Raw genomic sequence first — 12165 nt, forward strand, 5'->3', positions numbered from 1 at the left:
GGCGACCACTTCAGCGTCCTGCGCCTGGGCACCATGGAGTTGAGTGCCGCCCGCAGCGAGGTCAGCCTCGAAGAACTCACCAACCACATGGCCGGCGGCGCCGAACTCGCAGCACTGAAGCACGAGTTGGCCCAGGTCCGTGGCGTCGACGTCGACGAACTCCCCGAGGCCGAAGACCTCCAGGCGCCCCTGGCCGCCGCCTCGGAAAAGACGACGTCCTGACCCCGGAGAAGGCCCGGCGAATGCTCGGCAACGGCTCGGCAATGGCTCGGCAATGGCTCGGCGAAAGCAACGCCCCACCGTCTCCCCGTGACCGGAAGGCACACCCCGTGAAGATCGCCCTCGACCCCTACATGATCCGCAACGTCCCCCTCCTCGAACTGCCCGCCGTGGTGGCCGAGTTGGGCTACGAGTGGATCGAGCTGTCCCCCCGGGAGGACTTCATCCCCTTCTTCCGGCACCCACGCGTCGACGACGCGACGGTACGGAAGTTCCGCAAGGCGCTGGACGCGGCGGGCGTCGGCATCTCCTCCCTACTGCCCCTGTTCCGCTGGTCGGGGCCGGACGAGGACGCCCGGCAGGCCGCCGTACGGTACTGGAAGCGGGCCATCCAGATCGCCGCGGATCTCGGCGTGGACAGCATGATCTCCGAGTTCAACGGCCGCCCCGAGGACCCGGACCGCAGTGAGGCGCAGTTCTGGAAGTCGATGGACGACCTGCTGCCGGAGTTCGAGCGCGAGGGCATCAAGCTGGCCCTGGAACCGCACCCGGACGACTTCATCGAGAACGGCTACGACGCGGTCAACCTGATCCGGGGCATCAACCACCCCAGCGTCAGCTTCCTCTACTGCGCCCCGCACACCTTCCACATCGGCAACGACGCCCCCGGCATCATCGAGTACGCGGGCGACCTGCTCACTCACGTGCATCTGGCGGACGTCTTCGACCACACCGCGTCGTCGGGCAACCGCTACATCCTCAACCCGCCCGGCACCACGGCCCGGGTCCACCAGCACCTGGACATCGGGCAGGGCGAGGTCGACTTCGACGAACTCTTCGACGCCCTGCGCACGAACGGCTTCGACGGCACCCTCACGGCGTGTGTCTTCGCCTGGGAGGACCGGGCCAAGGAGTCCTCCGTCTTCATGCGGAAGAAGATCGACGAGTATCTGGCCGCCCGCCCCTGACGGCTGCGACCGCCTCGGCACGCACCTCCGGCAGCCCGGCAATCCGGCGGTGCGTGCCGACCGGGCACTGCCTGCCCACCAGTGAGACAGCTTGTTGCAACAATCTATTGACATGACATTTCAGCCCGGGCATCGTTCTCTGCTGAAAGCGTTTTTAAAGCGCTTTAAATCCATCGATCCGCCGAAGGGAAACCGCGTCATGCCGTTGGAAGTCCTGACCATGGGCCGAGTCGGAGTGGATGTGTATCCGCTGCAGACGGGCGTGGGGCTGGCGGACGTCACCTCGTTCGGCAAGTACCTCGGCGGCAGCCCCACCAACGTCGCCGTGGCCGCCGCCCGTTACGGGCACTCCGCGGCCGTGATCACCAAGACGGGCCGCGACCCGTTCGGGGAGTTCGTCCGCACGGCCCTGGCGGGCTACGGCGTCGACACCCGCTTCGTCGGTACGTCGGACATCGCGCCGACCCCCGTCACGTTCTGCGAGATCTTCCCGCCCGACGACTTCCCCCTGTACTTCTACCGCCTCCCCAAGGCTCCCGACCTGGACATCCGCACCGACGAACTGGACCTGGACGCTGTACGTGCCGCGCGGATCCTCTGGGTCACCGGAACCGGCCTGAGCGAGGAGCCGAGCCGCTCGGCCACGCTCGCGGCACTCGCCCACCGGGCGAAGACGGGGCCGACGGTGTTCGACCTCGACTGGCGCCCGATGTTCTGGAAGAACCCCGCTGACGCCCGTACGTACTACGCCGAAGCCCTGCGCCACACCACCGTCGCCGTCGGCAACCTCGACGAGTGCGAGGTCGCGACCGGCGAGCGCGAGCCGTACGCCGCCGCGAAGGCGCTGCTGGCGGCGGGAGTCGAGCTGGCCGTGGTCAAGCAGGGACCGAAGGGTGTCCTGGCCGTGGGCCGCGACGGTTCGGCCGCCGAGATCCCGCCGGTCCCGGTGGACGTCGTCAACGGACTCGGCGCCGGTGACGCGTTCGGCGGCGCCCTGTGTCACGGGCTGCTGTCCGGCTGGGACACGCGCCGCACCGTCGCCTTCGCCAATGCGGCCGGCGCGATCGTGGCGGGCCGGCTGTCCTGCTCCGACGCCATGCCGACCGAGGCCGAGGTCGAGGCCAAGCTCGGCGAGGCAGCCCTCGCCCTCAACGAACGAAAGGCGTGACGACGTGCTGTCCGACAACGTGAACCGGATCGTGGCGGCCCGGGTGGGCGACCCCGGCGCCATCGCGACGGCCGCCGCACGCCGGGTGAGGGCCGGCTCGCTGCTCGGCGAGCACGGCAGAGCGATGATCATCGCCGCCGACCATCCCGCACGCGGCGCCAACGGCGTGGGCGGCGCCCCGAACGCCATGGCCGACCGCTTCGAGCTCCTCGACCGCCTCTGCACCGCCCTGGAGCGGCCCGGCGTGACCGGAGTACTGGCCACCGCCGACATCCTCGAAGACCTCCTGCTGCTCGGCGTACTCGACGGGAAGAGCGTCTTCGGGTCGATGAACCGGGCGGGGCTCGCCGGGTCCGTCTTCGAGATCGACGACCGGTTCACCGGCTACGGCGCCGAGACCATCGCGGCGTTGGGCTTCGACGGCGGCAAGATGCTCACCCGTATCGCGCTCGACGACCCGGCGACACCGTCGGCGCTGGAGAACACGGCACGTGCCGTCAACGAGCTGAACGACCGTCAACTCATCGCCATGGTCGAGCCGTTCCTGAGTTCATGGCAGGACGGCAAGGTCCGCAACGACCTCTCGACGGATGCCGTCGTCAAGTCGGTCAGCATCGCCTCGGGGCTGGGCCGGCGCAGCGCCTACACCTGGCTGAAGCTCCCGGTCGTGGACGACATGGAGCGGGTGCTGTCCGCCTCGACGCTCCCCGCGCTGCTGCTGGGCGGCGAGGTCAAGGACGCCGCCGCCGCGTTCGCGTCCTGGGGCAGGGCACTGAAGCAGCCCACCGCGCAGGGACTGGTCGTCGGGCGTTCGCTGCTCTACCCGTCCAACGGCGATGTCGCCGGTGCGGTGGACAAGGCGGTGAGCCTGCTGTGACGGACACGAGCAAGCACCACCTCCCGAACACGAGCAAGTACCACCTGCCGAAGGGGAGTTCGGCGGACGGACCCTACGATCTCCTGGTCACGCCCGAGTCGGCGGGCTGGGGATACTCCGGCCTCAGGATCCTGACCCTGAAGCCGGGCGAGGCGCACGCCCTGTCCACCCGGGACTGCGAGTTCCTGGTCCTGCCGCTGACGGGCTCCTGCACCGTCACCACGGACGGCACGGCCTTCCAACTCGCCGGGCGGACAGGCGTGTTCGCCTCGGCCACCGACTTCGCGTACCTCCCGCGCGAGTCGGAGGCCCTGATCAGCAGCGCGGCCGGCGGCCGGTTCGCGTTGCCCGCAGCCCGTACCGGGCGGAGCTCACTCTCCGCCCGGTACGGCCCCAAGGAAGGCGTCCCCGTCGAACTGCGCGGGGCCGGGGCCTGCTCCCGCCAGGTCAACAACTACTGCCTGCCGGGCACCTTCGAGGCCGAGCAGCTGCTCGTCTGCGAGGTGCTCACACCCGGCGGCAACTGGTCCTCGTACCCGCCCCACAAGCACGACGAGGCACGGCCGGGGGCAGAGTCCGAGCTGGAGGAGATCTACTACTTCGAGGTCGACGGCGGTGCACAGGCCTTCGGCTACCAGCGGGTGTACGGCACCGAGGACCGGCCGATCGACGTCCTCGCCGAGGTCCGCTCCGGCGACACGGTTCTCGTCCCGCACGGCTGGCACGGGCCGTCGATCGCCGCGCCCGGCTACGACCTCTACTACCTGAACGTCATGGCGGGTCCCGGCCAGGACCGCGCCTGGCTGATCTGCGACGACCCCGCCCACGGGTGGGTGCGTTCCACCTGGGAGTCCCAGGACGTCGACGACCGGCTGCCCTTCGGAGAGAACCAATGACTACCGTCCGACTGACCACCGCCCAGGCCCTGGTCCGCTTCCTGGCGAACCAGTACAGCGAGCGCGACGGCCAGGAGCAGCGGCTGATCCCCGGGGTGTGGGGCATCTTCGGGCACGGCAACGTGGCCGGCCTCGGACAGGCGCTGCTCCAGGCCGCCGTCACCCAAGAGGCCGATCTCCCCTACTACTTGGCCCGCAACGAGCAGGGCATGGTGCACGCGTCGGTGGCCTACGCCAAGATGCGCGACCGGCTGGCCACCTTCGCCTGCTCCGCGTCGACCGGCCCCGGCTCGACCAACATGATCACCGGCGCGGCGCTGGCGACCACCAACCGCATCCCGGTGCTCCTGCTGCCGTCCGACATGTTCGCCACCCGCGCCGCCGACCCCGTGCTCCAGCAGCTGGAGGACACCCGGGGCGGCGACGTCACCGTCAACGACACCTTCCGTGCCGTGTCCAAGTACTTCGACCGTATATCCCGGCCCGAGCAGCTGATCCCGGCCGCGCTCGCCGCGATGCGGGTGCTCACCGACCCGGTGGAGACCGGCGCCGTCACCCTCGCCCTGCCGCAGGACGTGCAGGCCGAGGCCTACGACTGGCCGGTCGCGTTCTTCCGGCGGCGCGTGTGGCACGTCGGCCGCCCGGTGCCGGAGCCGCGGGCCGTGGAGCGGGCCGCCGCCCTTCTCCGCAACGCGAGGAGGCCGCTGATCGTGGCCGGCGGCGGAGCCGTCTACTCGGGTGCCGAGACCGCCCTGCGCGCCTTCGCCGAGGCCACCGGCATCCCGGTCGCGGACACCCACGCGGGCAAGGGCGCGGTGCCGTGGGACCACCCGTACGCGGTCGGGGGCCTCGGTTCGACCGGCGCGTACGCCGCCAACGAGCTGGCCCGCGATGCCGATGTCGTCCTCGGTATCGGCACCCGGTACTCCGACTTCACCACCGCCAGCCACACCGTCTTCGGCAACCCGGACGTCACGTTCGTCAACCTCAACGTGGCCCGCCTGGACGCCGTCAAGCACTCGGCGGAGCCCCTGGTGGCCGACGCCCGCCTCGGCATCCAGGCGTTGGCGGGAGCGCTCACGGACTGGGAGGTCGACCAGGAGTACCGCGACCGGACACGCCAACTCATCGCCCGTACCAGGGAGATCGAGGAGGAGTGCTTCGCCCCGGAGCGCAACACCGGCGAACTCCCCGCCCAGACCCAGATCCTGGGCGCCCTCAACGACGTACTCGGCGACCGTGACGTCGTCATCAACGCGGCCGGTTCCATGCCCGGCGATCTCCAACAGCTGTGGCGGGCCCGGGATCCCAAGGCCTATCACGTGGAGTACGCCTACTCCTGCATGGGCTACGAGGTCGCCGCCGGCGTCGGCGCGAAGATGGCCGATCCCTCGCGGGAAGTCGTCGTACTCGTGGGCGACGGCTCGTATCTGATGATGGCTCAGGAGATCGTGACCATGGTCTCCGAGGGGCTCAAGGTCATCGTCGTCCTGGTACAGAACCACGGGTTCGCGTCCATCGGGGCACTCTCGGAGTCGCTCGGCTCGCAGCGGTTCGGCACCAAGTACCGCTACCGGGACGGTGATTCGGGCCAGCTGGACGGTGATGTGCTTCCCGTCGACCTCGCCGCCAACGCCTCCTCGCTCGGCGCGGACGTCCTGCACGCCACCTCCGTCGACGAATTCCGGGCGGCGATGGAGAAGGCCAGGGCAGCCACCCGTACGACCGTCGTGCATGTCGAGACCGATCTGTACGGGCCGAACCCGCCCGGCCACGGCTGGTGGGACGTCCCCGTCGCCCAGACCTCCGCCCTGGACTCCACCCGCGCCGCGTACGAGACGTACGCCTCCCACAAGCTCGGCCAGCGCCACTACCTGTAAGGACCCCTCACGTGAAGACCATCAAGCACTGGATCAACGGTTCGCCGGTCGGCGCCGTGGACACCGCGCCGGTGTTCAACCCGGCCACCGGCCAGGAGCAGGCCCGGGTCGTGCTCGGCGGCGCCGCCGAGGTCGATGCCGCCGTCGTGGCCGCCACCGCCGCGTTCGAGACGTGGGCGGAGTCCTCACTCGCGCAGCGCACCCAAGTGATGTTCGCCTTCCGGCAGTTGCTCGTGGAGCACGAGGAGGAGTTGGGCCGGATCATCTCGGCCGAGCACGGCAAGACGGTCGACGACGCGCGCGGTGAGATCACGCGCGGCCGGGAGGTCGTCGAGTTCGCGTGCGGGCTCGGTGATGTGCTCAAGGGGTCCTTCTCGGACCAGGTGTCGCGCGGTGTCGACGTGCACGACTTCCGGCAGCCGCTGGGGGTCGTCGCGGGCATCACGCCCTTCAACTTCCCTGCCATGGTGCCTCTTTGGATGCACCCCATGGCCATCGCCACCGGCAACACCTTCATTCTGAAGCCGAGCGAGCGCGATCCGTCGGCAGCGAACTTCGTCGCCGAGCTGTACCGGAAGGCAGGGCTGCCCGACGGTGTCTTCAACGTCGTGCACGGCGGGAAGGACGCCGTCGACGCGATCCTCGCCCACCACGGTATCGAGGCGGTGTCCTTCGTCGGGTCGACGCCGATCGCCAAGTACGTGCACGAGCAGGCCACTTCGCACGGCAAGCGGGTCCAGGCGCTCGGCGGCGCCAAGAACCACGCGGTCGTACTCCCGGACGCGGACCTGGAGTTCGCCGCCAACCACATCACGGCGGGCGCCTACGGATCGGCCGGTGAGCGCTGCATGGCCGTCTCGGTCGCCGTGGCCGTCGGTGACGCCGCCAACTCCCTCGTCGCGGTGCTGGAGCGCAAGGCCCGTGAGGTCAAGGTCGGTCCCGGCGATGTGCCGGGCACCGAGATGGGACCGCTCGTCACCAAGGCCTCGCAGGAGCGCGTCGAGAACGCCGTCGGGGTCGCGGCCACCCAGGGTGCGACGGTTGTCGTGGACGGGCGTGGGCTGAAGGTCGACGGTCACGAGGAGGGCTTCTTCACCGGGCCGTCCCTGCTCGACCGGGTCACCGTCCAGATGGACGCGTACAAGGAGGAGCTGTTCGGGCCGGTGCTCGCCGTCGTCCGGGTCGACTCGCTCGACGCGGCCATCGACCTGATCAACGCCAATCCGTACGGCAACGGCACCGCCCTGTTCACCGGCAGCGGTGAGGCGGCGCGCCGGTTCCAGCGCCGGGTCAAGGTCGGCATGATCGGTATCAACGTGCCGGTGCCGGTGCCGATGTCGTACTACTCCTTCGGCGGCTGGAAGGACTCCCTCGTCGGGGACTCCCCCGTCCACGGCCCGGAGGGCATCCGGTTCTACACCCGGCCCAAGGTCGTCACCACGCGCTGGCCGCGGCCCGCCCAGCAGTCCACGGCTGGCTTCAACTTCCCCACCTCCAGCTGAAGTTCCCCCCTCTCAACTCCTTCGAAGGGCACCCCCATGACCAAACCCCTCTCCGTCGCGGTGATCGGGGCCGGTATGGCCGGCCGCAGCCACGCCGCCGGGTACCGCAACGTCAACACGGTCTTCGGTGCCGGTCTGCCGCCGGTCCGGCTGGCCGCGATAGCCGACGCCAACGTCGCGCTCGCCGAGGACGCCGCCCGACGCTACGGGTACGACAAGGCGCTTCCGAGCTGGGAGGCCGTCGCCGAGAACCCGACGATCGACGCCGTGAGCATCGTCGTGGGCAACTCCCTGCACCGCCCGATCGCGGAGGCGCTGGTCGCGGCGGGCAAGCATGTGCTGTGCGAGAAGCCGCTGGCGGGCTCGCTCGACGACGCCCGTGCGATGGTCGAGCTGGAGCGCACCGCCGGTGTCGTGACCGCCGTCGGCTACACCTTCCGCCGCTCCCCCGGCATCGCCGCGATCCGCGAGCACGTCCGGCGCGGTGAGCTGGGCGACCTGTCGCTGTTCAGCGGCCGTTACTGGTGCGACTACGCGACCGACCCGAACGGGCCGCTGAGCTGGCGCTTCAAGGGCGGCCCGGGTTCGGGTGCGCTCGGGGACGTCGGCTCGCACGTGATCGACGCCGCCGAGTACGTCGCCGGGTCCATCGTCTCGGTGTCCGGTGCCGCGCTGTCGACGCAGATCCCGAAGCGTCCGCTGCCGCTGGGCGCGGTCGTCGGGCACAACGCGGCTCCCGTCTCGGACGAGTTCGGCGAGGTCGAGAACGAGGACACCGCGTCCTTCACCGCCCGCTTCGAGTCCGGGCTCGTCGGCACCTTCTCGGTGACGCGCACCGGTTTCGGGCTGCCCAACGGGCTCGCCTTCGACGTCCTGGGGCTCGGCGGACGGGCCGCGTTCGACCAGCACCGGCCCGCCGAGTACCTCTTCGACGACGCCCAGCCCGAGGCCCGTACGCGCGGCGCCCGGCAGATCATCGCCGGTCCGCAGCTGCCGTACTTCGCGGGCGGGGTTCCGATGGAGGCGCCGGGTGTGGGCGCCAGCAACGCCGACAACTTCACCTACCAGGCGCGGGCGTTCCTCGACCAGGTCGCGGGGGTCGCCGAACCGCTGCCGGCCTGTGCCGACTTCGCCGACGCGCTGCGGACGATGGAGATCATCCAGGCGGTCGTCGAGTCCTCCCGCAACGGCGGCGCCGCCGTCACGGTTCCGCCCGCCGTCTGACCCTCACCCAGAAGGAAAAGAACATGGCCCTCAAGCTCGGCGCCTACACCGCCTGTCTGCACGACCGCACCCTTCCCGAGGCCCTCGACATCCTCAAGGAGAACGGTCTGACCTCGGTGGAGGTCAACACCGGTGGGTTCATTCCCTCCCCGCACTGCCCGGTCGACCTGCTGCTGTCCTCGGCCACCGCGCGCGAGGAGTATCTGGCGGTCTTCGCCGAGCGGGGGATGGAGCTGACCGGCCTCAACTGCAACGGCAATCCGCTCAACCCGCTGCCGGGGGTCGGCCCGAAGCACGCCGACGATCTGCGCCGTACGATCCGGCTCGCGGGTCTGCTCGGTGTCCGGCACGTGGTGACCATGTCCGGCACCCCGGGCTCCGACCCGGACGCCAAGTACCCGTCCTGGGTGGTGAATCCGTGGGACGGCGTCTACATGGACGTCCTGGACTACCAGTGGGGTGTGGCCGTCGAGTTCTGGCAGGAGATCGACGCGCTGGCCCGGGAGAACGACGTCCGGGTCGCCATCGAGATGCACCCGCACAACGTCGTCTTCTCCCCGGTCACCCTCAAGCGGCTGGTCGACGCGGGCGGTCTGACGAACGTCGGCGCGGAGATGGATCCCTCGCACCTGATGTGGCAGGGCATGGACATCGTCGCCTCCATCAAGTGGCTGGGCCCGCTGGTGTTCCACGCCGCCGCGAAGGACGCGACGCTCTGCCCGGGCGCCGACATCCGAGGCGTCCTGGACACGTCGTTCACCCGCGTGCCCGCCGACGCGCCCGGCAAGGTGCCCACCGGCTACGGCTTCTGGTGCAACGCCTGGCCCGAGAACCCGGCGTGGAAGTTCGTCGCGGTGGGCGTCGGCAACGAGGTGCCGTTCTGGACGGAGTTCCTGCGCGCCCTCGCCGAGATCGACCCGGACATGGCCGTGAACATCGAGCACGAGGACGCCGCCTACTCACAGACCGAGGGCCTGGCCCTGGCCGCGAAGAACCTGCACAGCGCCGCGGCCGGCCTCTGACCCGCCCCACGGCCCCGTGACCCCGTTCCCGGCATCCGGGTCCGGGGTCACGGCCCTGCTGCTCGTACCGCGGTCGGCACGGCCGCGGCCAGGAGGCCGTGCAGCCTCCCAACACCGGCGCCATCGCCGAACTGCCCGCTGTCACCGTCACCTTGCCGTTGAAGCGGTCACTCCACTCCTCCGCCGCCCTCAGCTCTCCGCCCTCGGCGGCGCCGTGCTGTTCCGCACGACCAGCCGTGTCGGTACCAGCGTCGTCCCGTGTTCCGTCGCGTCCTGCCGCATCTGCCGCAGGACGCCCTCCACGCACAGCCGGCCCACCTCGGCGAAGTCCTGGTGCACGGTGGTCAGCGGGGGCAGGAAGGAGCCCGCCTCCGGGATGTCGTCGAAGCCGATCACGCTGACGTCCTCGGGCACCCGGCGCCCGCTCTCGTGCAGGGCCCGCAGCAGCCCCAGCGCCATCTGGTCGTTGGCCACGAACACCGCTGTGCAGTCCGGCAGTTCGGCGATCCGCAGCCCGGCGTGGTAGCCGGACTCCGCCGACCAGTCGCCCCGCACCAGGGGCGGCGCGGCCCGTCCCGCCGCGAGGAGTTCGGCGTGCCAGGCGTCGGTGCGGCGCTGTGCCGCGTACGAGCCCTCGGGGCCGGCCAGATGCCAGACCGTGCGATGCCCGAGGTCCAGGAGATGCCGTACGGCGGTCCTGGTGCCGCCCGCCTGGTCGGTGTCGACCACCGTGTAGCGGTCGCCCGCGTCGGAGTCGGCGACGACCACCTGGACGTGCGGCGGCATGGAGAGGGTCGACGCGTCGAGGAGGTGCACTTCGAGGATGACGATGACCGCGTCGACGGCGAGTTCACCGAGCCGCGAGAAGGCGCCGCGCACCTCGTCCTGAGTCGGCACGGCGACCGGCAGCAGGGTGACCGAGTACCCCTCGTGCGCCGCCGAGGTCGCGATCGCCTCCAGGGTGCGGACGTTGCCGGTGGTGGACAGACCGAAGGTGATGACGCCGATGGTGCGGAACTCGCCGCGCTTCAGGGCCCGGGCGGCGCTGTTGGGCCGGTAGCCCAACTCCTTCATGGCCGCGAGGACTTGGCGTCGCGTCTCCTCGTTGACCCCGGGGAAGCCGTTCGACACCCGGGAGACGGTCTGCGAGGACACCCCGGCGACCCGGGCGACGTCCGCCATGGAGGCGCTCTGGGTACGCCGGGCGGCCCGTTTCCTGGTGCGTGCGCGCGCCCGCGCCGGCTCCGCCGAGGTGCCGTCAGCTGTGTCCACCGTCAACCCTCGCTGTCCGTTCCACAGTTGCCCCCTACGACCCTTGACCAGCGTCCGGGGAGCGGTGTAGACATGCCGCCATCAGATGTTTACGTAAACATAACAGCCGGTGGGCCTTTTGTGGGGTTCTCGCGGAGAGTGATGTTTACGTAAACATCGGGGCGGCGGCGGACCAGCGCCGGTTCCGAGACGGACGAGCGAGGCACGACAATGACGACCCTAGAACCGCCGGTGGCCGCGAAGCGCGCCCCGGCCCGGCCCGCGGCGAAGAGGGACCGCCGCTCATGGACGGGATGGGGGTTCATAGGCCCGTTCGTGGCGGTGTTCGCCCTCGTCTTCCTGGCACCCATCGGATACTCGATCTACCTCAGCCTCTTCAGGGACCAGCTGATCGGCGGCACTCAGTTCGTCGGCCTGGACAACTACCAACAGGCCCTGAAAGACGACCAGTTCTGGGACTCTCTCATACGAGTGTCGCTCTTTCTGGTCGTACAGGTGCCGATCATGCTGGGCATCGCCCTGCTGATCGCCCTCGCCCTGGACAGCGGCCGGCTCTACGGCAAGGACTTCTTCCGTATCGCGATCTTCCTGCCGTACGCGGTGCCCGCCGTGGTCGCCACCCTGATGTGGGGCTTCATGTACGGCACCAAGTACGGGCTGGTGGGTGACATCAACACCGCGTTCGACGTCACGCTGCCCGACCCGCTCTCCAGCGATCTGGTCCTGGCGTCGATCGGCAACATCGTCACCTGGGAGTTCATCGGCTACAACATGCTGATCTTCTACTCCGCGCTACGTGTCATCCCGGCCTCGCTCTACGAGGCCGCGGAGATCGACGGCGCCGGGCAGATCCGCGTCATCACCGCCATCAAACTCCCCGCGATCCGCGGTGCCCTCGTCATCGCGACGATCTTCTCGATCATCGGCAGCTTCCAGCTCTTCAACGAGCCGGCCGTACTGCGGCTGATCGCGCGCAACGCCATCACGACCGACTTCACCCCGAACTTCTACACGTACTCGCTGTCCTTCAACGGCCAGCAGCACAACTACTCCGCGGCGGTCGCCATCATCATGGGGCTGATCACCATGGTCATCGCCTACGTCGTGCAGCTCCGCGGCATGCGCAAGGGAGCCTGA

Annotated in this window: 10 protein-coding genes and 1 pseudogene; 10 read left to right on the plus strand and 1 reads right to left on the minus strand. The window is 69.8% G+C overall.

All coding sequences use genetic code 11. The features are described 5' to 3' along the window. From ACWDR4_RS46040 to ACWDR4_RS46080, 9 genes and pseudogenes are all read left to right on the plus strand, one after another. A pseudogene (locus ACWDR4_RS46040) lies at positions 1-222 on the plus strand (sugar ABC transporter ATP-binding protein); the annotation flags it as partial. Positions 223-329: 107 nt separating this feature from the next. Continuing rightward, positions 330-1187 carry a sugar phosphate isomerase/epimerase family protein gene (locus ACWDR4_RS46045; protein ID WP_450417662.1) on the plus strand — a complete coding sequence of 286 codons (858 nt, stop codon included), beginning with the start codon at positions 330-332 and terminating at the stop codon, positions 1185-1187. A gap of 199 nt (positions 1188-1386) precedes the next feature. Then, positions 1387-2355, plus strand: a complete 969-nt coding sequence (gene iolC / locus ACWDR4_RS46050; RefSeq protein ID WP_450417664.1) for a 5-dehydro-2-deoxygluconokinase — start codon at positions 1387-1389, stop codon at positions 2353-2355. A gap of 4 nt (positions 2356-2359) precedes the next feature. Continuing rightward, complete coding sequence (locus ACWDR4_RS46055) at positions 2360-3232, plus strand: Cgl0159 family (beta/alpha)8-fold protein (protein WP_450417666.1); 873 nt, start codon at positions 2360-2362, stop codon at positions 3230-3232. Beyond that, the gene (gene iolB / locus ACWDR4_RS46060; RefSeq protein WP_450417668.1) at positions 3229-4128 is read left to right on the plus strand and encodes a 5-deoxy-glucuronate isomerase; all 900 of its coding nucleotides are present in this window, start codon (positions 3229-3231) and stop codon (positions 4126-4128) included. The genes ACWDR4_RS46055 and iolB overlap by 4 nt, the downstream gene beginning before the upstream one ends. Next, a complete protein-coding gene (gene iolD / locus ACWDR4_RS46065) occupies positions 4125-6008 on the plus strand; it encodes a 3D-(3,5/4)-trihydroxycyclohexane-1,2-dione acylhydrolase (decyclizing) (RefSeq protein ID WP_450417670.1) in 1884 nt (627 codons plus the stop codon). Before iolB ends, iolD begins: the two co-directional genes overlap by 4 nt. Before the next feature lie 11 nt (positions 6009-6019). Then, a complete protein-coding gene (locus ACWDR4_RS46070; protein ID WP_450417672.1) occupies positions 6020-7510 on the plus strand; it encodes a CoA-acylating methylmalonate-semialdehyde dehydrogenase in 1491 nt (496 codons plus the stop codon). Positions 7511-7546: 36 nt separating this feature from the next. Then, a complete protein-coding gene (locus tag ACWDR4_RS46075; protein ID WP_450417674.1) occupies positions 7547-8734 on the plus strand; it encodes a Gfo/Idh/MocA family protein in 1188 nt (395 codons plus the stop codon). Positions 8735-8757: 23 nt separating this feature from the next. Then, positions 8758-9756 (plus strand): sugar phosphate isomerase/epimerase family protein, encoded by a 999-nt coding sequence (locus ACWDR4_RS46080; RefSeq protein WP_450417676.1) that lies wholly within the window; start codon positions 8758-8760, stop codon positions 9754-9756. A 189-nt stretch (positions 9757-9945) separates the two neighbouring features. Here ACWDR4_RS46080 and ACWDR4_RS46085 read toward each other — a convergent pair whose 3' ends face one another. Beyond that, entirely contained in the window at positions 9946-11028 is a 1083-nt protein-coding gene (locus tag ACWDR4_RS46085; RefSeq protein WP_450417678.1) for a LacI family DNA-binding transcriptional regulator, read from the minus strand. A gap of 210 nt (positions 11029-11238) precedes the next feature. Between ACWDR4_RS46085 and ACWDR4_RS46090 the strand changes: the two genes are divergently transcribed. After that, complete coding sequence (locus tag ACWDR4_RS46090) at positions 11239-12165, plus strand: carbohydrate ABC transporter permease (protein ID WP_450417680.1); 927 nt, start codon at positions 11239-11241, stop codon at positions 12163-12165.

It is taken from the genome of Streptomyces sp. NPDC000878 (assembly GCF_053599695.1).